Genomic DNA, 21,909 nt, shown 5'->3' with positions numbered 1-21,909 from the left:
AGACCTGCGGAAGGACCCGCCGTGACCACGGTCGCTCCAGATCTGCTGCGTACGCTCGCCGAGCCCGACGACGCCGACCTCGCCCGGCTGGACGCCTGGTGGCGTGCCGCGAACTACCTCACTATCGGGCAGATCTATCTGCGGGCCAATCCGCTGTTGCGGGAGCCGCTGACCGCCGGGCACATCAAGCCGCGGCTGCTAGGACACTGGGGGACGAGCCCCGGCCTGTCGTTGATCTACGCGCACGTGTCCCGGCTGATCCGGCACACCGGCCAGCAGGCGATCTACCTCGCCGGTCCCGGCCACGGCGGCCCGGCTCTCGTCGCGGCCGGCTACCTCGAGGGCACCTACAGCGAGATCTATCCGGGGGTGTCGCAGGACGAGGCCGGCATGCTGCGGCTGTTCCGCCAGTTCTCCAGCCCGGGCGGCATCCCCAGCCACGTTTCGGTCACCACCCCCGGTTCCATTCACGAGGGCGGCGAGCTGGGCTATGTGCTGGTGCACGCGTTCGGTGCGGTGATGGACAACCCCGACCTGCTGGCGATCGCGGTGGTCGGCGATGGCGAGGCGGAGACCGGCCCGCTGGAGGGCTCGTGGAAGGGCATCTCGTTCCTCAATCCCGCCCACGACGGCGCGGTGCTGCCGATCCTGCACCTCAACGGAGCCAAGATCTCCGGGCCGACGGTGCTGGCCCGCAAGGACCCGGCCGAGGTCCGCGCGCTGTTGCGCGGGCACGGCTACGAGGTGATCGAGGTGGAGGGCGATGACGTACCGGGCATGCACTACCGGTTCGCGGCCGCGCTCTCCCGGGCCTGGGGCCGGATCCGCGACATTCAGGCCGCGGCCCGGGTGGGGGAGTGGGACGGCGTCCGTCCGGTCTGGCCGGTGATCGTGCTGCGCTCGCCGAAGGGCTGGACCGGACCGCAGCAGGTCGACGGGATCCAGGTCACCGGCACCTGGCGGTCGCACCAGGTCCCGCTGTCCGGTGTCCGCGACAACCCGGAACACCTCGCGCTGCTCGAAACCTGGCTGAAGTCGTACCGTCCGGAAGAGCTGTTCGACGCGACTGGCGCGCCCACCGCCCTGGTGTGTGAGCAGGCGCCGGAGGGCGACCTGCGGATGAGCGCGACGCCGCAGGCCAACGGCGGGCTGCTCACCAGGGATCTCGACCTGCCGGACTTCCGTGGCTACGCCGTGTCCGTGAAGCGGCCTGGGGAGGGGCGCGCCGAGTCGACGCGCAAGCTGGGTGAGTTGATGCGCGACGTGTATGGGCGCAACCCCGATCGGTTCCGGCTGTTCTGTCCCGACGAGACCAACAGCAACCGCCTCGGCGCCGTCTTCGAGGTCTCCGACCGGGCCTTCGCTGAGCGCGTGACACCGGAGGATGTGGCGATCGGCCGTGACGGCCGGGTCATGGAGGTGCTGTCCGAGCACAACTGCCACGGCTGGCTCGAGGGCTACACCCTCACCGGCCGGCACGGCATGTTCGCCACCTACGAGGCGTTCGCCATGGTCAGCGCCTCGCAGACGGTGCAGCACGGCAAATGGCTGCAGGAGGCGAAGAACCTGCCGTGGCGGGCCAAGGTGCCGAGCCTGAACGTGCTGCTCACCTCGACGGCCTGGCGCAACGACCACAACGGCTTCTCCCACCAGGGCCCCGGCCTGATTCAGGTCGTGTTGACCCAGCGCGGCGACGTCTCCCGGGTCTACCTGCCGCCGGACGCGAACTGCCTGCTCTCGGTCGCCGACCACTGCCTGCGCTCCCGGTCGTACATCAACCTGATCGTCATCGACAAACAGCCACAACTGCAGTATCTGACGATGGATCAGGCCGTCGACCACTGCACCCGTGGCGCCGGCATCTGGGACTGGGCCGGCACCGACGACGGCACCAGCGACCCCGACATCGTGCTCGCCTGCGCCGGCGACGTCGTGACCATGGAGACCGTCGCGGCCGCGCAGATCCTGCGCGAGCGACTACCAGGATTCAAGGTCCGGGTCGTGAACGTGGTCGATCTGATGACCCTGATCCGGCCGAAGGACCACCCGCACGGCATGAGCGAGACGCTGTTCACCGAGCTGTTCACCGACACCGTCGACGTGGTCTTCTCCTTCCACGGCTATCCCGGAGCCATCCATCAACTGGTACACGGCCGGCCGGACGCCGACCGGTTCCGTGTCCGCGGCTTCATCGAGCAGGGCACCACGACCACCCCGTTCGACATGACCGTCCGCAACCGGGCCTCGCGTTACCACCTGGTCATGGACGCCATCAACAACGCCAAACGACTGCCCCGCGGGGCAGCCGACCTCAAGGCCTGGTGCGAGAGCCAGCTCGAACGGCACGACGCGTACGTGGTGGAGCACCTCGAAGACATGCCGGAGGTCCGCGACTGGACCCTTGGCGACTGGGCACAGCAAGGCTGAGCCGCCCGGAGCAAGGGCAGGAGAATTTGACGCATTCGCCCGGCTCCGACGGCCCCTCGCAGGAATCGTCCATCCGCTTTGCTGACGTGATCGCGTCCGGTCCGCGAGCACATCCTTGGCAGTACGACACGCGCCATACGTCAATCGCCGCAGTGTCCTTGATCGTTGAGTTCCGTCAGGACCTCAGCGGCGTCGCGGTTGCCCGCGTCGGCGAGGCGGCGCAGCTCGTCCATGTCGCCTCGCTCGCTTGCGAGCTGGACGAGCTCATCGGCCGCGTCGCGGCTACCCGCCGCGGCGAGGCGGCGGAGCTCCTCAAAGTCACCGCGCTCGCCCGCGAGTTCGACAAGCTGGTCGACAGCGTCAGAGTCGCCGCTCTCGGCCAGCGCCCGGAGCTTCACCACGTCGTCGTCGGTCATGCTCGCCTCCCAGGCGGTGGGCAGCACCCGCCGTCCGACTGTCTGGGAACCCAACACGGGGTTCGGTAGGGCACCAACCGACCGTAGCTCAACCGACACGTATTGCTGGCGCGCATCTCCTCAACAGGTGGTTCGGGGCCGCCGCTTCCATGCCACCTGCTGCACCAGCAGGGTCAGCACACCGGCAAGGATGATCGCGGCCACGTTGATGACCAGCTGTACCGCCGAGCCGTACGCCTCCGGGCCGACCCCGTACGCCAGGGCGACCGCGGCGTTGGCAGCGGCGGGCACGGTGGTCACCGAGATCAGCACGCCGACCAGCGTTCCGGCCTTGGCGGATGTGAGCGACAGGATGCCGGCCACCCCGCCGAGGAAGCCGATCACCCAGGACAGGGCGTCGGGCCGCCAGATGAAGTCAGTCAGCGGCCGCTCCGCCAGCAACATCGACTTGTCCACCAGGCCCGCGGCGGTCAGCGCCCAGACCGCCACGACGGTGACGACCATGCCCACCGGGAAACCGACCGCCAGCGCCACCGCCGAGCGACGCACCAACGCATACTTGTGCTGCACCAGTCCGACACACAGCGCGGCGAGCGGCCCGAACTCGGGGCCGACGACCATCGAGCCGACGATGAGAATCGGCTGGTCCAGCAGCACACCGACCGCCGCGATGACCATGGCGACGCCCATGAAGGTGAGGAACGAGGCCGACAGAGCCGCCTCCTCACCGGTCTGGTGCTCGATCTCGTCCCACACCACCGCGTCCACGCCCAACCCCGGGGTGCGTCGGGCAGCGCGGTCGGCCGCGGCGGACAGGGCGGTGTCGACCCGGTCGATGACGATCGCGCCGTCGCGGTCCACGCCCAGCTCGCGCAGGCCGTCGAGGATGTGGCTGGCGCCTTCGCGCACGACATCGAACTCCAGCACGTCACCCTGCGGCGATCGTGCCGCGCCCGGAAAGACGATCACGTGGGTGACCGCGTCGTCGTCGGCCAGCAGCTGCCGCACCCGCGTACTCACCGATGGCGGCGCAATGACTCGAACGTGCAGCATCCGCGCCCTCTCAAGACCTCGTGACCGGGGCAGTGTACGGCCACCTCATTCTCGAGGGATTCGAGATCTCGACGAGCGCCGTCGACCGTGCGTCGTACCGTGACCCCCGGTGCTAAAGCAACGCCGAGGCTGGCACGGGGAGTGAGCTGATGGACACCACCGATGGGGACCCCTCCGGCGAGCCCGCGGAACCCGCATACGCGATTCCCGCGGTCGTCGACACCCCCGACGGGCGAGAACACCACGACGGGGCGCTGCCGCGGTGGCTGCTCAAGCACCAAGTGCAGCCGGTCGGCCCGGCCGCCGGTGAGGCCCACGCCGAGCAGCACGCCTGGTGGAAGGTGATGTGTCTGACCGGGGTGGACTACTTCTCCAGCCTCGCCTACGTCCCTGCGATCGCCGCCGCCGCGGCCGGCGCGGTGTCCCCGCTCGCCACGTTGCTTATCGTGCTGCTGACCCTGGGCGGGATGCTGCCGATGTACCGGCGGGTCGCCAAGGAGAGCCCGCACGGCGCCGGCTCGGTGGCGATGCTGGAACGGCTGCTACCGTTCTGGCGCGGCAAGATCTTCGTGCTCGTCCTGCTCGGCTTCGTGGCCACGTCCTGGATCATCACGATCACCCTGTCCGCGGCGGACGCGAGCCTGCACGTGCTGGAGAACCCGCACGCCCCGCAGTTCCTGCACGGCCACGCCGTCGCGCTCACCGTCATCCTGCTGCTGCTGCTCGGCGGGGTGTTCCTGCTGGGCTTCAGCGAAGCCGTCAGTGTCGCGATCCCGCTTGTCGCGGCGTTCCTCGGCCTCAACGCCGTCATCATCGCCGTCGGACTGGCGGAAATCGTCACCACACCGGGCGCCTGGTCAGCGTGGATGGATGCGTTGACCGCCGGAGGCGGGGGAGCTGGGGACTTCGTCGTGCCGGCGTTGGTGGCGTTCCCGCTGCTGGTGCTGGGCCTGTCCGGGTTCGAGACCGGGGTCGCCATGATGCCGCTGGTCGCCGCCCAGGGAGCCGACGAGCAGCAGCGGTTGCGGTCGCGGATCCGCAACGCCCGCAAGCTGCTCACCGGCGCCGCCGTGATCATGAGTGGGTACCTGCTGGCGAGCAGCCTGGTCACCACCGTGCTCATCCCCGCCGCCGAGTTCGCCGAGGGCGGCGCCGCCAAGGGCCGGGCCCTGGCCTGGCTGGCCCACGAGCAGCTCGGCGAGGTCTTCGGCACCGTCTACGACATCAGCACCGTGCTGATCCTCTGGTTCGCCGGCGCGTCGGCCATGGCGGGCCTGGTCAACATCGTGCCCCGCTACCTACCCGCCTACGGCATGGCCCCAGCATGGGGACGCGCCGTGCGACCGGTCGTGCTGGTCTACACCGCGATCAGCGTCGTCCTCACGATCGCGTTCGGCGCCGACGTCGACGCCCAGGCCGGCGCCTACGCCACCGGCATCCTCGCCATGATGGTCTCCGGAGCATTCGCCGTCACCGTCTCCGCCGTACGCGGTCGGCAGTATCCCGCCGCGACGGGATTCGGAGTACTCACCGCCGTGCTCGGCTACGCGCTGGTGGAGAACGTCATCGACAAGCCCGACGGTCTCGCGATCTCCGCCATGTTCGTCGCCGGCATCATCGTCGTCTCACTGATCTCCCGGGTGGCGCGGACCACCGAGCTGCGCACCGACTGCATCGAGTTCGACGACAATGCCCGCCGGTTCATCACCGACACCCTCGCCTTCGACCGGCGCATCAACCTCATCGCCAACCGCCGTCAGACGGGGTGCGCCGCCGAGTACGCCGACAAGGAACACGAACAACGCGGCGACAACCCCGTACCCGGCACCGCCGACGTGCTCTTTCTCGAGATCGACGTGGTGGACCCGTCGGCGTTCAGCGACACCCTCACCGTCCGCGGCGTCGAGGTCGACGGCCACAGGGTCCTGCGCGCCGAGGCGCCCGCCGCACCGAACGCCATCGCGGCGATCCTGCTCGCCCTGCGCGACACCACCGGCATACGCCCGCACTGCTACTTCGCCTGGGCCGAGGGCAGCCCGCTGGTGCACATGATCCGCTACTTCCTGCTCGGCCGCGGCGACACCGCACCCGTCACCCGCGAGATCATCCGTACACACGAAGCCGACCCCGATCGGCGGCCGGGCATCCACGTCGGCGCGTGACCTGGGGATCCGCCGCCAGGGGTGGTCAGGGCCGGAAGCGATAGCCCATGCCGAGCTCGGTCAGCAGACTTGTCGGCCGGCACTGCGCGGCGGCCGGAGACGGTGGCGACTACTGCGGATTCCTCGCCGGCAACGAAGGCGTCCGGTGCGACCATGACCGCGATCGGATCGTGGCGGGTGGCGAGCACGCCGCGGATCGCACCGGCCAGGTCCGTCGGAAGGGGGAGGTGGGTGGTCCGTGCGCCGAGGCGCGGGCGAGCTGCAGGCCGTCGAGGACCAGGTGCGGCCGGTATGTCAGCAGCGTGCGATCGTTGCCGCTGGCCGGCTCGCCCTCGGCGCCGTTGCCGATCACCACGGGTCTGCCGGATCCGGCAGCCACCGCGTCGGTTTGCGCATGGAGACACCGGCCGGGGTCGATCTATGACAGCGCGACGCCGGCCACCGAGGTGGCCGGCGTCGTCGGGGGATTCGGTTCAGGTGTTGTCGGTCGCCTCGGCGGAGAAGACCAGCGCACCCCGGCGCCGGCGGGCGACCAGGAGGACGATGCCACCCGCCACGAGGGCCGCGCCGGTCAGTGCGATGCCGGTTACCGCCGTACCGGTGAGGGGCAGGCTGTCGGAGTCGCCGCCCGTGCCGGATCCGCCGGAGTCGCCGCCCGTGCCGGATCCGCGGGAGTCGCCGCCCGTGCCGGATCCGCGGGAGTCGCCGCCGGAATCGCCGTTGGAGTCGCCGCCGGCGCCGTTGTTGGAGCCGTCGTTGGAGCCGCCGGTCGGGCCGGGGGAGGCCGATGACTTGGAGACCGGCGAGGTCGGCTTCGGCGTCTGACCGCCGCTGGCGGCCGGGCAGGTGTGGGTGAGGTTGAACTTGTCCGCCGTACCGGTGATGACCGCGGTCGCGCCGGTCAGCGTCCATCCCGCTGGGGTGGTGATCCAGGCCTTGCTCGCGCCCTTGTCCGTGACGACAGCGCCGCCGTCGGCCGGGATTGTCAGCGTTCCGCTCGCGCGGAACGTCGCCGTGACCGAGACGAAGTCGCCCACCGTCTTCTGGTTGCCGGGAAGGACGAACACCCATATGTCCTTGCCCTGGCGCGGTCCGCCGCCGAAGTTGTCGTCGCAGTCGTGCGTTCCGTGCGCGGAGGCGGTGGTGGGCACGTTGCCGGGGTTGACGGTGACCGTCGTGTCGGCCAGTGCGGGCGACGCGGCGCCCAGCCACACCACGGCCGCCGCCCCGGCCGCGACCGTGAGCCTACCCAGCAGTTTCATCCCCATCGTGCGATCCCTCCTATGTGCCCGTCCGGGCGCCCCGAGGGGTGATCCGACCAGATCACGACCGGTGCGACGACCGGTGGTTCGGGTCATCTGCGACGAGGAACCGGTCCCATCCACGGACGAATGGACAGACATTCTCCAGACGCTGACTTCGGTGTAACGCCGTGCCGGCAGGGTTGAGCCGCTGCCGCTCAAGAGGTGCGGCGAGGAACGCTCGGAAAGCCTCGAATGCTGGCATAGCAGGCGGACCAGGCATACTGCCCAATTAGGGCAGAATGCAGGCGGACGAGTACGGCTCCTGAATCGGGACCCCGGCCGGCCCTGTACTACTTGACCTCAGCCAACCAGCATTGTGTACGGGCCCGGCCAGGGTCGCTCCGGCGTCCAGGCGAACGTGCCCGGCATCGCGCCGCGCGGTCCGGTGACGCTGACGGAAGTGCGGTAGTCCGTGGATGTCGTGCCCCGAGCTGCTGCACCCCTGCGCCGGCACCAGGTGTTGCAGGCCCGGCCGGGGACGTGACGTTCCCCGCGGGGCAGCGAGCACCGGGACGGGTGCGGCCTGCGCACGACGGACCACCGCGCGGATGCGGGCGACGAGTTCGCGGAGACTGAACGGTTTGGCGAGGTAGTCGTCGGCGCCCAGCTCGAGACGGACGACCCGGTCGCATTCGCCGGCTCGGGCGGTCAGCATGATCACTGGCGCGGCGGAGGTGGCGGAACGTACAGCACGTCCACGGCGACGGTTGCGGCCATGTGGCCATTCCGCACCAAGGGCACACGGGTTACCTGCATGAAGGACATCGACACCCAACACGGGCGATCATTGGGACGATCACTGAGCCCGGAGGCTGACCTATCAGACACTGCACAGACCCGGTCAGAATCACACCAAACAATTCATCCCAGTCGCTCCGCACACCAGCCATCGATCGACACCTCCCGGCGTCGCCCCGGCGACTCACGCCCTGAGACGGCGACGTGGCGCCAATGGAAGGACAGCGCCGCGTCGTGCGAGTCATAGCAGGCTGCGACAGCTCACGTCCCGACCGGGACCGCCCCGTCTGGGCCGCCCGGCCTGCAGCATCCGCCGCGGAGACGGCTATCAGGGACGCCATACCCGCCGTGTCGACCTGACGGAGTCCGCGAACGGGTCGGTCAGCTCCGACCAGGAGTCGGCCCCGGCGGCGAGTTCGGCCTCGGTGAGCAGGCACCCGGTGAGGACGTCGGAGAGGGCGGCCGTGTCGGAGTCGAGGCCGATGAAGGCCAGCGCGGTGCGGCGGTCGCCGTAGTAGGGGTCCCAGGTGGCGTCGGCGGCGAGCCGGCGCAGGACGCTGGTCTCGTGCCAGCGCTCGCGTGGCAGGGCGGCGAGCCAGGGCCCGAGGCTGGTCATGCTGATGGCCTGCCCGGCGGTCTCCCAGCCGATCACGGCGGCGGGCTGGCTGGCGATCCAGAGCTGACCCCGGCCGCGCAGGGCGTCGCCGGTGAGCCTCGGCAGGGCGTCGTGCAGGCGATGCGGGTGGAACGGTCGGCGGCTGTCGAACAGCAGCGACGTCGCCCCGCGGGTGCCCTCCAGGTCGTGCACGCCGATCGGACGGCATTCGAGGGCGCGGCTGAGGATGCCGGGTGTCAGCGGGTCGTGGCGGCCGGTGCGCAGCAGCCGGGCGGCGAGCTCACGGTCGTCGGAGGTCGCGGGGTCCTCGACGTGGACGTACGCCGCCCAGGGCGTGAGGCGTTGCACGAGGGCCGTCAGCCGGGCGGCCTGGTAGACGTCGGCGGGCCGGCCCCAGATGACGACGGTGTCGCAGAACTCGACCTGGCGGGCGACGACCTGGGCCACGGACCGCCCGTCCCCGGGCGCCGCGTGCAGGTCCCGGTCACGCAGATCGTCGGTGGAGCTCAGGTCGTCGAGAAATGCGGCGGCGTCGACGACGGTGACGAAGGAGTCCACGTGCAGCAGGTCGCTCAGGGCGCTCCCGTGGACCGCGCGGTGCCGGCAGGCGGTCGCGATCTCCTCCGGATCGATCGCCTCCGGCAGGGCGAGCAGCAGGTCACGGCCGGGATGGTGGCGGCTGAGCCGGGCGAGGGACGGGATGACGTCGTCGCGCAGGGTGCAGGAGACGCAGGCCTGCACGAGGGAGACCACGGTGTCCTCGATGGTGCGCTCGGCGGTGCGTACGATGCGGCGTACCGTTCCCGTGCGGATCCGGCTGATGTCGTAGTGCAGCAGCAGCGGACGGTCGTCGTCACGCAGTAGTACCTCGCCCGCGGCGAGCGTGGCGGTCGGGGAGAACCCGGACACCACGGTCACCCGGGCCCGGTTGTCGAGATCGTGCGGTGCGGCCGTCGTGGCGGCGCGGGTGTTCATAGTCCATCCCTTGGTCGTGCGGTAGTGGTAACCGGGGGTGCGGGGTAGGAGCGGGTGAAGGGGTCCGCCCACCGCCGCCACACGTCCGGTCCGCGGGACAGTTCGTCGTCGGTGAGCAGGCAGCCGGCGAGCGTGCGGTGCAGCCGTACCGGGTCGAGGTCGATGCCGATGAAGGCCAGGTGCTGGCTGCGGTCGCCGTAGTAGGGGTCCCAGTCGATCTCGGTGGCGAGGCGGCGTTCGTCGTCGACGTCGTTCCAGCACTCGTCGGGCAGGTCGGCGAGCCAGCCGCTGGTCGGGCCGAGGCTCAGTCCTGCGGCGGACTCCCAGGTCATGACCAGGTCCGGGCGGCTGGCGAGCCAGAAGTGTCCGCGCGAGCGCACGACCCGGTCGGTGATCTCGTCGAGGGCCTCGTGCAGCCGCCCGGGGTGCAAGGGTCTGCGGGCGTGGAAGACGACCGCGACCACGCCGTGCTCGGGTAGTGGCGCGTGCACGCCGACTGTGCGGCCGCGCAGTCCTCGGGTGAGCGGGGCGAGGGGCTCGGAATGCCCCTCGGCGGGCAGGCCGAGGTCAGCCAGGCTGCGGTGCTGTGACCAGGGCGCCATCCTGTGCAGGAGGATTCGCAGTTGTTCGGCCTCCCACGCGTCGTCACCGTCGGGTGGGCCGGCGAACAGGACGGTGTCGGCCTGCTCGATCTGGCGGCACACGACCTCGCCGACGCTGCGCTCATCGGCGGCCGTGCGGTGCAGGTCGACGGCGCGCAGGACGGTGTCGTCGGCGACGCCGTCCATGACGAGGTCGGCCGGTACGACGGTGGTGAGGCTGAGCGGCGCGCCGCCGGTGTGCGCGTGCCAGGCGGTGCGGATCTCGTCCGGCTCATACGCCTCGGGCAGGACCACGATCAACTCGGACGGCTTGCCTCCGTCGACGACAGCGGCGAGATCGCGGATCAAGGCGCCTGCCGGGTCGTCACCGTACGGGATCTCGACGGCGCCGGTACGGGCCAGCACGCCCGGGCGGGGACTCTCGTAGCGCACGAGGCGCAGGCCCGGGTATTTCGCGAGCAGCGCGCTCGCTGCTTCGGAGGTGGCGTGGGGCCAGAAGCCGCCCAGGACAGAGATGGTCATGAACGCATTCCGATCGTCCTCAGCACGCTCATCGCGGGGCGGCGACCTGACGGCCGCGGCAGAGACCGCAGTGGATGCAGGCCCGATGCGACACCACCATCTCCCGGCGCGGGCACGGGCAGTTCGCCAGCGTCGGGGTGGTCCTTTTCCACTGCGCACGGCGGTGGCGGGTATTGGCGCGAGAGGTGCGCCGCTTCGGGACAGCCATGAACTTCCTCGCGTGTCGAGAACCGGTGAGGACCTTCATCTTGTTGGAAACGGTTTTCATCGTAAAGTAGCTAGGTGCCGACGTCCTCGCGGGTGGTGAGGGTTTGCGCGACGACGAGCAAAGGTGACGGTGGGATTCACTCGCCGGTCAGATGGCGTTCATCCGTCCCGGGCAGCGTCCCGGCCATGGCACTTCGACTCTCCCTGGCGCGCTCGGTCGCCGTCCTCGCCCCGGCTCTGATGCTGACCGCGGTAGCCGCGAACCCCGCCGCCGCCACGGCACCGAGCTGGCCCGGCCTGTCCGCGAGGGTGGTGGACGCGGCCACCCTGCCGGCGATTCCGCTGAGCTCCTTTGGTGTCGCCGACGACCGGGGCGTCAACCTGGGCGGCATCGGCAGTGACATCTTCCCGGCCGAGCGGGCCGGCGAGTATTGGACGGTCACCGACCGCGGCCCCAACGGCCAGATCAAGGTCGGCAAGGACAAGCGGCGTACGTTCCCGGTGCCCGACTTCGACCCGATGATCGTCAAGGTACGCGCGGACCACGGTGTCCTGCGGGTGCTGCAGACGATTCCGATCAAGACGGCCCACGGCGCCCCGGTCACCGGGCTGTCCAACCAGCTGTCGCACGACGAGGCGCCGTACAACTTCAACGCCACCGTGGCGCTGACCACCAACCCCAACGGTCTGGACACCGAGGGCATCGTGCGCGCCGCGGACGGCACGTTCTGGCTGACCGACGAGTACAGCCCGTCGCTGGTGCACGTGGCCGCGACCGGCCGGATCATCGCCCGGTATGTGCCGGCCGGCCTGCAGCTGACCGGAACCGACTACCCGGTGATCGAGGCGTTCCCGGCGATCTACGGCTCCCGGAAGATCAACCGTGGCTTCGAGGGCCTGGGCAAGCTGGCCGGCGGTGACCTGGTGCTCGCGCTGCAGAGTCCGCTCTCGGTGCCGGACAAGGCCGCCGGCGAGGCCTCGCTGAACACCCGGCTGCTGCGCTTCTCGCCGCGCAAGGGTGTGGTAGTCGGCGAGTACGCGTACCGCTTCGACGCCGTGAACATCGTCGACCCGGCCGAGGACGACCCGAGCGAGCTGAAGATTTCCTCGATCGTCGGCCTCGGCGCCTCCTCGGTGCTCGTCGAGGAGCGCACCGACCAGGCCGCCCGCCTGCAGATCGCCGACCTGCGCCGGGCCACGAACCTGCTCGGTGGCCGGTACGACGATCCGGCCACCACCCCGTCGCTGGAGCAGCTAGCGAAGCCGGCTGACCTCAAGGCGGCCGGCGTGACCGTGGCGCCGAAGGCGCTCGTACTCGACCTGAACACGGTCGCCGGCGTACCGAAGAAGATCGAGGGCGTCGCGGTGCTCAACCCGTGGACCATCGCCGTCATCAACGACAACGACTTCGGCATGACCGACGGCACCGGCGCCTTCGACGCGAACGGCCGCCTGATCGACAGCAACATCCCGACCACGCTGGTGACCCTGCGCCTGGGCTTCCCCGCCTTCGACTGACCAGAGCCTGGCCGGGGCCGAACGGCCCCGGCCAGGCCGGGTTCATACCCTCACCGCCTGGCGCGGCAACACCTCCTGCAGCCTGGGCCCTGCTGGCCGACTGACACCGGACGCGCTCCCCGCGCTCCGCGCCCTCGCCGACTATCCCCACACCCATGGCAGCGCGTATCGACTACCGCCGACGAGGGGGTGCACGTGCAACTCCGGCGCCTCGCCCTGCTGCTCGATGGTGACCGTGAGCTGCGGAACCGGCGCGAAAATCAAGATCGTGGCGTTGTCGGCCATGCCGTCGGATACCCCGGCCCGGCCGGGACACCCTGCGCGGGACGCGAATTCGCCATGTAGCGCATGCAACCTCCGGTTGCATCGGAAAGACGCCTCGAAACGGCTGGGACTGTCGCCATGCGTGCCTGAACAGCGCCATGCTTACCGGGCGGATGGTGGTCCGTCCTCATCCCCTTCGAATGAAGGCGCCATCGGTTCGCGCATCGCGCCGAGGGTGACGCTTCTGCGGCCGACCGTCCTCCTCCTGCAGACCCGGTCGGCCTCCGGGCGGCATCGCCGTCCAGGCGGGACGCTCTTGGAAGGGCCTCCTCACCGAGTGGCGGGCTCACCCGGTGCGCCGCCGTATGGGTCGTCGCTCGCCAGTAGGCGGGAGAGGATCCGTGCGCACTGCTCGGCGCAGGTCATGGCGTCGGCGGCGATCCGCAGCCGCTCGCCCGGCGCGATGGAGCGCTTGGCGACCAGATCTCCTCGAAGGGTCGTCAGCCTCTGCAGGTGAGTATCCAGCGTGTGGAGAACTTCGCTGTGCATGCGTTCGTCGCCTCGCTCAACGGGGCGGCGGGCAGAACGTCGTTCGACGCGAGCGCCGCCGCAGGACTCACAGGGAACGGCCTTGTCGGCCGGCCCGCCTCGCATCTCAGGTGGTATGCCGTGACGATGAGACGGGCCGTGCGTGACTACTTCTTCTTGGCCTTGCCCTTCTTGTCCTTCTTCTTGCTCTTCTTCGCCATGGTCGCCACCCCATCTCTGTCAGCGCATGCCAGGTTCGGCTTCGCGTAACCTTCCGTACTCCTGCGGTTACGCTCCCGGCAGCCTATGCAGACATTGATAACCCGGAATTTCTGGGTTGTTTCTGCAAGAGGTGTAAGAGGCCGGTCTCCGGCATCAGGGCTGGTCGTCGTCGACGGCGTAGCGACGCAGGGCGGCGGGGTCGGCGGCGGGCGGAGTGTCGTGGGCGAGCACGTCGAGGCCGAGCCTCCCGGCGGTGACCTGGAACTGCGCGGCGGTCGTGACGCCCGCGGTGGGTGCCCAGACGGTGCTGACCGTACGCAGCGAGGCCAGCAGCCTGTCGGCGGTGAGTTCGCACAGCAGGTAGCCGCGCCGGTTGTCGATGTACTTCCAGTGCGGACTCTCGGCCTTGATCGGATCGTACGTACGGTGGAACGCGGCGGTGTCCGGGTCGCCGCCGGAGGAGATTGACGTTCCGGTGATCTCGGCGGCGACGGCGGGGGTGTCGGGCCGGTCGAAGTCCGGGCGCAGGTCGCAGGCCCAGGTGGCGTGCCGGTCGCCCGTCAGCACGACCGGGTTGCTGGTGGCGCCGGAGCCGAAGAAGTCGAGCAGCCGGCGGCGTTGCACGCGGTAGCCGTCCCAGTTATCGAAGTCGAAGCTCTGTGCGGGGCCGGCGGTGCGGTCGTTGCTGGCCCACATGACCTGACTGGCGAGCAGGTTCCACCGGGTGTCGGAGTAGCTCATCCCGGCGGTCAGCCACTGTTCCTGCTCGGCGCCGGTCATGGTGCGAGCGGGATCGTCGGCTTGGGCCAGGGTGCCGGGCTGATCGCTGCGGTACTGCCGGGTGTCGAGGACATGCAGGGCGGCGAGGCGGCCGAAGGTCAGTTGCCGGTAGGCCCGCATGTCGAGGCCGCGGGGCAGCGAGGAGCGCCGCAGCGGCATGTGTTCGTAGTAGGCCTGGAACGCCGCTGCGCGGCGCGCCCGGAACACCTCCGGACTCTGCTGGGCGGGGTCCTGGGGAAGCTCGTCGGCCCAGTTGTTGTCGATCTCGTGGTCGTCGAAGGTGACGATCCACGGTACGGCGGCGTGCGCGGCCCGCAGGTCGGGGTCGCTCTTGTAGCAGGCGTGCCGGTTGCGGTAGTCGGTCAGGGTGTAGGGCTCTGCGGTGCCGTCGTGCTGGCGGTAGGCGGCCGAGTTGCGCGGGTTCTCGTAGATGTAGTCGCCGAGGAACGCCACGAAGGCGAGGTCCTCAGCTGCGAGGTGCTGGTAGGCGGTGTACCGGCCGGCCTGGTAGTCCTGGCAGCTCGCGAACGCGAACCGCAGCCGGCTGAGCTGGGCGTCCACGGCGGGTGCCGTGCGGGTGCGTCCGACCGGTGACACCTGGCCGGCAACGAGGAACCGGTAGAAGTAGACCCGGTCCGGCTCGAGCCCGGACACCTCAGCGTGCACACTGTGCCCCCAGCCGGGCTCGGCCGTGACGGTGCCGCTGCGCCGGGTGTACTGGAACCGCTCGTCGTCGGCGATCTCCCAGGTCACCGGCACGCTCTGGTTCGGCATGCCCCCGCCGTGCACCGGATCGGGGGCCAGTCGGGTCCACAGCACTACGCCGTCCGGGCTGGGATCGCCCGAGGCGACACCCAAGGTGAACACATTCGCCGGCACCCGCGCGGTCGGGCCGGGACGAGGCACCGGCCGGGCGGCGCCGGCAGGGTCGATGAGGGCCGGGCCGCAGATCAGCCCGGCGACTGAGCCCCCGGCAACGGCCACGAACCGGCGGCGCCCGACGCGGGCTGGCCGCTCCGATGGTTCCAGCGGCGGCAGCGGAGCAATCGAATAAAAAGACATGCATCGATGCTCGAAGGCGCGGCGTGGCCATCGACACCGTACTCATGCGAACCCCGCATCAACACGCCATGACAACACCATGACGGCGTCGACGTGTGTCCGCCAACGGAAGGACTGTCACCACTGAACTGGCTAGGCAGGTCGGGTGCAGGGTCGCAATGGGAAGGTGCCTGACTTCCGCTGCGATCTGGAACAGAGGCGCTGGCGGCCGAGCCTCGTCGCCAGATGCTCTCCATCGGTGACGTGATGCTGCCGGCCAGCGGCGCCTCCCGCCGGGCGCGTGACCTGGCAGTCGAGGCCTGTGCCGAAGGTGTCCAGCAGTCCCGTGATGCGCAGAACCTGGTGAACCACGGAACTCACCGCAACGATGACGAGCTGGCCACCAGCGTTGCGCGCCCGTCATGGCTCGGTCCCGACCAGGATGCCGGCGAGGGTGAATCGCGTGACCGCCGCCGCAACCATCACATGATCCTTACGTTGCGGCCGGTGATGTGTTGACCGGGAAGCCAATTGATAGCCTTCACTGACTGCCGTTTGGGAGGGCAGTGTGGCAGCGGACGGCGGCGGCAGTGCTGCGGGATGGCGCCGTACGGCGGTTGGTGGCGCCGAGCGGATCCCGACCGCTTGTCGTCCAGGCGGGTGGCGTTGGTCGCGGAAAGCCAGGGGCTTCGGAGCGGACCGCGCGGCGCGGGATGGCGCAAGGCTCGCCTGCGGCGCGGTTGAACGATAGCTCGATTGCGAGCGCCAGGCGGTCCGGATCGCCGGTTCACCAGCGCGTCGGATGGCAGGTGGAGGGATTGTGGGTCGTCCTGAACGCAAGCTGGACCCGGATGCGGGCCCGCTGCAGCGGTTCGCGTTTGACCTGCGGCAGTTGCGAAACGCCGTTGGCCGGCCCAGCTACCGGGAATTGTCTAAACGTGCGCGTTTCTCGGTGACGGCGCTGTCGGAGGCGGCCGGTGGTGAGGTCGTACCGAGCCTTGCCGTGGTCTTGGGATATGTAGCGGCGTGCGGTGGGGGCGAGGCCGACTGGGAGCTGCGATGGCACCAGATGGTCGCGGAGTTGACCCCTGCCGGGCCGACAGTGGAGGGCGACGGGGAGCAAGCACCGTACCTGGGACTCGCGACGTTCGAAGCATCTGACGAACAGCGGTTCTTCGGGCGGCAGGACCTGGTCGAGGAGATGTGTCAGCGGCTGGCTGCGTGGCCGTTGCTCGCGCTGTTTGCACCGTCGGGTGCCGGTAAGTCGTCGCTGTTGCGCGCCGGTCTGCTGCCTGCGATTGCCAGGGATGCTATTGCCGGCAGTCAGGAATGGCCTTGGGTGCTGATGACGCCGGGGGAGCACCCGGTGGATGAGTTGGCTGTTCACCTGGCGAACCTGAGACATCTGGCGGCTGCTTCGGTGCGCGAGGCGTTGACCGCCGATCCCACCGGCCTTCGCCTCATGCTTCGGCAGGTTCTGGCCGACCGGGCCGCTACGGCGCGAGTGGTGATCGTCGTCGACCAGTTCGAGGAGGTCTTCACCCTGTGTCGCGCCGAACGCGAACGAGCGGCCTTCATCGACATGCTCGTCGCGGCGGTCGATGAACCCGCCGCGCGTGTCGTGTTGGGGGTACGTGCGGATTTCTACGCGCGGTGTGCGGCGTACCCGGAACTGGTCGCGGCGCTGCAGGATCGGCAGGTATTGGTCGGCCCCATGTCCGAGGACGATCTGCGGCAAGTGATCGTCGGGCCGGCACGGCGGATGGGCTTGCGGGTCGAATCGGCGTTGGTGGAGGTGGCCGTCGCGGACACCCGAGGCCAGCCGGGTGCGTTACCGCTGCTGTCCCACGCGCTGCTGGAGACGTGGCGGCGGCGGCGAGGCCCGACGCTGACCCTTGCAGACTACGGGGCCGCAGGCGGCGTGCAGGGCGCCATCGCGCAAACAGCCGAGCGGGTGTACGCGAGATTCGGCCCGGTGCAGCGGGACCTTGCCCGTGGGGTGTTCCTGCGGCTGACCGCATTCGGTGAGGGCACCGAGGACACCCGGCGGCGCGCTACTCCGGCGGAGCTGCTCGGCGGACGGGATCCCGACGCCGTGGCGGCGGTGCTGAGCAGCCTGACGGCGGCGCGTCTGGTCACCGCGGATGAAGACTGCGTGACGGTCGCCCACGAGGCACTCATCCTCGGCTGGCCTCGGTTGCGTGCCTGGCTCGCTGAAGATCGTGACTTCCTGCGCGCCCACCGCCGGCTGACCGAGGCCGCCGCCGAGTGGGACCAGCACGATCGGGAAGACGGCTATCTCTACCGGGGTGCACGTCTTGTCCGCTGGCAGGGCCGACCGTTGGATCGGCTCAACGATTTGGAGACCGCTTTCCTCGCCGCCAGCCGTAGCCGCGATGTGCACGAGCGCACCGCCCGGCGGCGACGTACCCGGCTCGCGCTCAGCGGGCTGGGAGCGGCCGTCGTGATCGTGGGGGTGCTGGCGGCGATGGCCCTGGTGCAGGGCCGCCAAGCCAGCGCGGAGCGCGATCTCGCGTCGTCGAGGCAGTTGGTCGCCGAGGCCTACAACGAGTTACAGCTCAATCCCGCGCGTGCGGTGACGCTGGCCCGGCGGGCATTCATGATCGCGCCGACCGTGGAAGCGGAGATGGTGCTGCGCCAGGCTGTCGGGGACTACGGGGTACGCGCGGTGGTGCCGCTCGGCAGTCCCCAGGCGCTCAACGTGGTGTTCAGCCCGGACGGGCGGCGATTGGCCGCTACCGGCGCTGACGGCGCCGTACGGGTGTGGGCCTGGAACGGCCAGACGGTGTCGGGATCCCCGGTCGTCCTGCGCGGGCACACCGGCAATGTGTGGTATGCCGCATTCAGTCCAGATGGGCGGCGCCTGGCCACGGGCGGCGCAGACGGCACCGTCCGGATCTGGCCGACGGACGGCACGGGCGCACCACGGCAACTTCGCGGGCACACCGGCATCGTCTGGGCGGTGGCCTTCAGCCCGGACGGATCCCGCCTAGCCAGCGTCGGCGAAGACACCACGACCCGGATCTGGGACACCAGCGGCCGTGTCGCGCCAGTCGTGCTGCGCGGCCACCGTGGCATCACCTCGGGCGTCGCGTTCACCCCAGACGGCCGGCGACTGGCCACTGCCAGCCACGACCGTACGGTGCGAATCTGGGACCTGGCCGCCCACACCAGCCTGACCGTCCTGCGCGGACCACAGGACGCGACGAAGACGCTGGCCTTCAGCCTCGACGGGACACGTCTGTACGCCTCCAGCATCGACGGCGCCGTGTGGGCGTGGCCGACCAGCGGCGGTGACGCCGAGGCCACCTGGCGCGGTCATCAGGGCACGGTGGAAGGACTCGCCCTGAGTGCGGACGGACGGTGGCTGGCCACGACCAGTGACGACACCACGGTGCGAATCTGGTCGGCCACCGGCGACGGCGAACCGCTCGTGCTGCGCGGGCACAACCGCATGGTGTGGGCGGTGGCCTTCAGCCCGGACGGTTCCCGCCTGGCCAGCGCCGGTGAAGACGGCATGATCCGGATTTGGGATCCCCGCGGCCCGGGTGATCCCGCGCTGCTGCTGCGCGGTCACGACGGCGCAGCCTGGACGGCCGCGTTCAGCCCGGACGCGAAGCGGGTATTCAGTGGAGGCGCGGACGGCGTCGTGCGGCTGTGGACCCTGGCCGAGCCCAGGAAACCGCGCGCTCTGCGCGGCCATCGCGACGAAATCCTCGAACTGAGCGTCAGCGCCGACGGCCGGCGCGTGGCCAGCGCCAGCCGGGACGGCACCGTCCGTATCTGGGACGCGGCGGGTACCGCCGGACCTGTGGTCCTGCGCGGCCATGAGGGCCCGGTCTGGCAGGCCGCCTTCAGCCCTGACGGCACGCGCGTGGCCAGCACCGGCAGCGACGGCACCCTACGAATATGGAACATCACGGGAACGGGCAACCCGTTAGTGCGTCACGCCAAGTCGGGATCGTTGGGATACGCCGCGTTCAGCCCGGACGGGAAGCACGTAGCGACAGCCAGCAAGAACGGGTTAATCCATATCTGGGAGGTTGGCGGATTTTCCGAGCCGCTGATCCTGCGCGGGCACGAGGGATTGGTGTACGCCGTCGCCTTCAGCCCAGACGGACGCAGCCTCGCAAGTGTCGGCGTCGACGGCACCGTACGAATCTGGCCGCTCTCGCAGAAAGGTACGCCGCTCGTCCTGCGCGGGCATTCCGGCTTCGTGTGGCGCCTGGCATTCAGCCCCGACCGGAAATGGCTACTCAGCACCGGCAAGGACGGAACCGTACGCGTATGGCGCACCGACGGTGGCGGTCCACCGGTGACCTACAGTGGATTCGGTGCATCCGTGGAAACCGTCGCCTTCAGCCGCGACGGTACCCAGTTGGTAACCGCGCACGACGACGGCACCGTACGCGTCTGGCGCTGCGACGCCTGCGGCCCTATCCGCCAGGTCCTCACACAGGCGGAGGCGATCGACAACGCCACCGGGAACCGTACCCGCTGATCCTCGGTTCACGGCCTGCCCCGCCCATCGCCCCCCGTGGACAACGACTCCCCTCATCCGACGGCACCCGCGCAGAGCGCCACAGCCTCGGACAACGCCGGCCACCGTAGCCTCCGATCAGGACACCGACCCTCATCGTTGTTTGTCCAGCCGTCGGGCATGTTGCTGGACAACCGGCCGCCACCTATACAAGTAGTCGCGGCCATCCATGGAGGAGTCATTTCTCCCTCTCCGGCGATCGGCCGCAGGTACGAGAGCATTTGCCCACCTCGCCGCGCATCTCGACGAGCCGGATTCCCCATGTGGTCGATCCGCACAACGGGGGGACCAACCACATGCGCGGGAATCCTCCACACGGAAGCACGAAACCGTTAGGACTGCGACCGGATGTCGAAAGACGATCTGAGCGCTGAACGCCGGCACTCATCAAAAGATGACGGCCGTCACCTACTACATCGTCTTTGCCGGTACGGGAAAGTGCTCCAATTTCGTCATCAACCACTGGGAGGTCAGTTCAGCATTCAATGTATCCATCCTTCCACGCCGTCGAACGCTTCGCAGGCACCGGTCCAGGAATTGATTCGAAGCTCCTCTGGAGGGAACATGTTGTCTAGTAAACGCCTAACCGTCGCAGCTGCAGCCGCCGTGTTGTCGAGCCTGATGTGGACGGCCGCCCCAGCCGCCTCGGCGCCTAGTCAAAGCGACGTGCGGGACTCGGCGCGAACCGCGGCCGCATCGATCGACGAACCGAGTCTGACGCAGGCCCGTGCCCGGGTAGCGGCGGCCGCCAACCAACGGCGTGCCGTCAGCGGCGCCGCTCGGTCGGTCTGCTACCAGGCGCACGTGCAGAACATCGGCTGGCAGAGCATCAAGTGCGACGGGCAGACCGCCGGCACGACCGGACAGAGCCTGCGGATGGAAGCCATCGCCATCGTCGTAAGCTTGGAAGTAGGCTGGGTCTGCTACCGAGCGCACGTGCAGAACATCGGCTGGCAAGGTCAACAGTGCGACGGGCAGACCGCCGGCACAACCGGAGCGAGCCTGCGGATGGAAGCCATCCAGATCAAGGTTCAGAACGGGTCGGTCTGCTACGAGGCACACGTGCAGAACATCGGCTGGCAGAGTCGCCGGTGCAACTGGGCGGTCGCCGGCACGACCGGACAGAGCCTGCGGATGGAAGCCATCAAGATTACCGTGTAGGACACTGCAAGCCACCGAACGCGCAGGTCCAAACGAAAGGCCGGTGCCGTTCGCGCGTGCACCGGCCTTTCGCGCTGCGAGGCAGTGCTCGGACGCTACACAGCCATCGCCTACGCATGACCGTCGGCCGTCCGGGCGAAGATGAGCAGATGAGCCGACGAGGGCACCTGCATCACCTTGAGCTGTGGATGGACGACGCCACCTCCGCGGACGGGTCGTGGCCGTGGCTTCTCCAACGACTCGGCTACACGAAAAAATCTGCATGACGTGGGGCCTGCACCGACCGCGCTGGAGCCGGGGGAGCGCCCCATCGGCCGGTCCGGACGAACTCGGGCCGAGCGACCACCTTCACGCTGGCCTGAGTACCGCTTCTCAGCTTCCACGAGCCCGACGGCGACCGAGCCGTCGGGCTCGTTTGCTGTCCGGTTCATCGTTCCCCTGGCGGCCCGAGACCGCCGATCAGATCGGTGGGGGGCAGCAGGCGCGCAGGATGGTCTGGAGTTCGTCGAGGGCGGCGATGACGCCGTCGCGGTCGGCGCAGTAGTAGACGGTCTTGCCCTCGCGTCGGGCGTGGACGATGCCGCCGCGACGCAGCGCGGCGAGTTGTTCGGACGCGGTGGACTGACCGATGCCGAGGTCAGCGGCGATCTGCCCGACGCTGCGAGGCTGCCCGTCGGCGAACAGCAGGAGGACCTGTTGGCGGTTCTCGCTGGCGAGGGCACGCAGGAACTCGCGGGTGCGTTCGCTCAGGCCCAGGGTGTCGGACATCGGCTACCTCCGCCGCCAATCCTAACTCACATCGTCATATCGCT

General features: G+C 69.5%; 16 protein-coding genes and 1 pseudogene. 6 read left to right on the top strand and 11 right to left on the bottom strand.

Translation table 11 applies throughout. The annotated features are described in order from the left end of the window. Positions 1-21 precede the first annotated feature (21 nt). Positions 22-2,427, top strand: a complete 2,406-nt coding sequence (locus EDD30_RS04850) for a phosphoketolase family protein (RefSeq protein ID WP_071807559.1) — start codon at positions 22-24, stop codon at positions 2,425-2,427. A 140-nt stretch (positions 2,428-2,567) separates the two neighbouring features. Here EDD30_RS04850 and EDD30_RS04845 read toward each other — a convergent pair whose 3' ends face one another. Continuing rightward, positions 2,568-2,843 carry a hypothetical protein gene (locus EDD30_RS04845; protein WP_123678763.1) on the bottom strand — a complete coding sequence of 92 codons (276 nt, stop codon included), beginning with the start codon at positions 2,841-2,843 and terminating at the stop codon, positions 2,568-2,570. Between the two features lie 120 nt (positions 2,844-2,963). After that, positions 2,964-3,851, bottom strand: coding sequence for a DUF389 domain-containing protein (locus EDD30_RS04840; protein ID WP_244945118.1), 888 nt, complete (start codon positions 3,849-3,851; stop codon positions 2,964-2,966). 194 nt (positions 3,852-4,045) lie between these two features. On the opposite strand from EDD30_RS04840, the gene EDD30_RS04835 reads away from it, so the two are divergent. Continuing rightward, on the top strand, positions 4,046-6,058 hold the full coding sequence (locus EDD30_RS04835; protein WP_071807258.1) for an APC family permease: 2,013 nt from the start codon (positions 4,046-4,048) through the stop codon (positions 6,056-6,058). A 473-nt stretch (positions 6,059-6,531) separates the two neighbouring features. On the opposite strand, the gene EDD30_RS04825 is transcribed toward EDD30_RS04835, so the two are convergent. The 5 genes and pseudogenes from EDD30_RS04825 to rpmF form a co-directional block, all read right to left on the bottom strand. Further along, the gene (locus tag EDD30_RS04825) at positions 6,532-7,326 is read right to left on the bottom strand and encodes an LPXTG cell wall anchor domain-containing protein (protein ID WP_143162816.1); all 795 of its coding nucleotides are present in this window, start codon (positions 7,324-7,326) and stop codon (positions 6,532-6,534) included. Positions 7,327-7,876: 550 nt separating this feature from the next. Further along, positions 7,877-8,035 (bottom strand): annotated as a pseudogene (locus tag EDD30_RS38750) (response regulator); the annotation flags it as partial. A gap of 393 nt (positions 8,036-8,428) precedes the next feature. Then, complete coding sequence (locus EDD30_RS04815; RefSeq protein ID WP_071807255.1) at positions 8,429-9,691, bottom strand: CobW family GTP-binding protein; 1,263 nt, start codon at positions 9,689-9,691, stop codon at positions 8,429-8,431. Beyond that, the gene (locus tag EDD30_RS04810; RefSeq protein WP_071807254.1) at positions 9,688-10,815 is read right to left on the bottom strand and encodes a GTP-binding protein; all 1,128 of its coding nucleotides are present in this window, start codon (positions 10,813-10,815) and stop codon (positions 9,688-9,690) included. The genes EDD30_RS04815 and EDD30_RS04810 overlap by 4 nt, the downstream gene beginning before the upstream one ends. 28 nt (positions 10,816-10,843) lie before the next feature. After that, a complete protein-coding gene (gene rpmF, locus EDD30_RS04805) occupies positions 10,844-11,023 on the bottom strand; it encodes a 50S ribosomal protein L32 (RefSeq protein ID WP_071807261.1) in 180 nt (59 codons plus the stop codon). 185 nt (positions 11,024-11,208) lie between these two features. On the opposite strand from rpmF, the gene EDD30_RS04800 reads away from it, so the two are divergent. After that, positions 11,209-12,540: an esterase-like activity of phytase family protein gene (locus tag EDD30_RS04800; RefSeq protein ID WP_071807253.1), complete on the top strand. Its 1,332-nt coding sequence runs from the start codon at positions 11,209-11,211 to the stop codon at positions 12,538-12,540. Positions 12,541-12,681: 141 nt separating this feature from the next. Here the strand turns inward: EDD30_RS04800 and EDD30_RS38745 are convergent, their stop codons facing one another. From EDD30_RS38745 to EDD30_RS04785, 3 genes are all read right to left on the bottom strand, one after another. Beyond that, a complete protein-coding gene (locus tag EDD30_RS38745) occupies positions 12,682-12,825 on the bottom strand; it encodes a hypothetical protein (protein WP_170047444.1) in 144 nt (47 codons plus the stop codon). 309 nt (positions 12,826-13,134) lie between these two features. Then, positions 13,135-13,353 (bottom strand): hypothetical protein, encoded by a 219-nt coding sequence (locus EDD30_RS04795; RefSeq protein WP_071807252.1) that lies wholly within the window; start codon positions 13,351-13,353, stop codon positions 13,135-13,137. A 354-nt stretch (positions 13,354-13,707) separates the two neighbouring features. Then, positions 13,708-15,396, bottom strand: coding sequence for an alkaline phosphatase D family protein (locus EDD30_RS04785; protein WP_084556641.1), 1,689 nt, complete (start codon positions 15,394-15,396; stop codon positions 13,708-13,710). Positions 15,397-15,621: 225 nt separating this feature from the next. Here EDD30_RS04785 and EDD30_RS39775 point away from each other — a divergent pair, with 225 nt between their 5' ends. From EDD30_RS39775 to EDD30_RS38740, 3 genes are all read left to right on the top strand, one after another. Beyond that, positions 15,622-15,894: a hypothetical protein gene (locus EDD30_RS39775; protein ID WP_071807249.1), complete on the top strand. Its 273-nt coding sequence runs from the start codon at positions 15,622-15,624 to the stop codon at positions 15,892-15,894. Between the two features lie 301 nt (positions 15,895-16,195). Further along, positions 16,196-19,897 carry a WD40 repeat domain-containing protein gene (locus EDD30_RS04775; RefSeq protein WP_143162815.1) on the top strand — a complete coding sequence of 1,234 codons (3,702 nt, stop codon included), beginning with the start codon at positions 16,196-16,198 and terminating at the stop codon, positions 19,895-19,897. Between the two features lie 705 nt (positions 19,898-20,602). Beyond that, positions 20,603-21,097 carry an Ig domain-containing protein gene (locus EDD30_RS38740; RefSeq protein ID WP_071807247.1) on the top strand — a complete coding sequence of 165 codons (495 nt, stop codon included), beginning with the start codon at positions 20,603-20,605 and terminating at the stop codon, positions 21,095-21,097. A gap of 459 nt (positions 21,098-21,556) precedes the next feature. Here EDD30_RS38740 and EDD30_RS04765 read toward each other — a convergent pair whose 3' ends face one another. Beyond that, positions 21,557-21,865: an ArsR/SmtB family transcription factor gene (locus EDD30_RS04765; protein WP_071807246.1), complete on the bottom strand. Its 309-nt coding sequence runs from the start codon at positions 21,863-21,865 to the stop codon at positions 21,557-21,559. Positions 21,866-21,909: the final 44 nt, after the last annotated feature.

Origin of the sequence: Couchioplanes caeruleus (assembly GCF_003751945.1) — a bacterium.
Classification (GTDB): Bacteria; Actinomycetota; Actinomycetes; order Mycobacteriales; family Micromonosporaceae; genus Actinoplanes; species Actinoplanes caeruleus.
The sequence above is the reverse complement of the archived record's forward strand: the minus strand, read 5'-3'. Positions and strand labels throughout refer to the sequence as shown.

What these genes read in the sequence shown, in the direction of transcription:
- EDD30_RS04845 (WP_123678763.1), bottom strand. Translation starts at nt 2,843, where the DNA reads ATGACCGACGACGACGTGGTGAAGCTCCGGGCGCTGGCCGAGAGCGGC.
- EDD30_RS04835 (WP_071807258.1), top strand. Translation starts at nt 4,046, where the DNA reads ATGGACACCACCGATGGGGACCCCTCCGGCGAGCCCGCGGAACCCGCA.
- EDD30_RS04825 (WP_143162816.1), bottom strand. Translation starts at nt 7,326, where the DNA reads ATGGGGATGAAACTGCTGGGTAGGCTCACGGTCGCGGCCGGGGCGGCG.
- EDD30_RS04815 (WP_071807255.1), bottom strand. Translation starts at nt 9,691, where the DNA reads ATGAACACCCGCGCCGCCACGACGGCCGCACCGCACGATCTCGACAAC.
- EDD30_RS04810 (WP_071807254.1), bottom strand. Translation starts at nt 10,815, where the DNA reads ATGACCATCTCTGTCCTGGGCGGCTTCTGGCCCCACGCCACCTCCGAA.
- rpmF (WP_071807261.1), bottom strand. Translation starts at nt 11,023, where the DNA reads ATGGCTGTCCCGAAGCGGCGCACCTCTCGCGCCAATACCCGCCACCGC.
- EDD30_RS04800 (WP_071807253.1), top strand. Translation starts at nt 11,209, where the DNA reads ATGGCACTTCGACTCTCCCTGGCGCGCTCGGTCGCCGTCCTCGCCCCG.
- EDD30_RS38745 (WP_170047444.1), bottom strand. Translation starts at nt 12,825, where the DNA reads ATGGCCGACAACGCCACGATCTTGATTTTCGCGCCGGTTCCGCAGCTC.
- EDD30_RS04795 (WP_071807252.1), bottom strand. Translation starts at nt 13,353, where the DNA reads ATGCACAGCGAAGTTCTCCACACGCTGGATACTCACCTGCAGAGGCTG.
- EDD30_RS04785 (WP_084556641.1), bottom strand. Translation starts at nt 15,396, where the DNA reads ATGTCTTTTTATTCGATTGCTCCGCTGCCGCCGCTGGAACCATCGGAG.
- EDD30_RS39775 (WP_071807249.1), top strand. Translation starts at nt 15,622, where the DNA reads ATGCTCTCCATCGGTGACGTGATGCTGCCGGCCAGCGGCGCCTCCCGC.
- EDD30_RS04765 (WP_071807246.1), bottom strand. Translation starts at nt 21,865, where the DNA reads ATGTCCGACACCCTGGGCCTGAGCGAACGCACCCGCGAGTTCCTGCGT.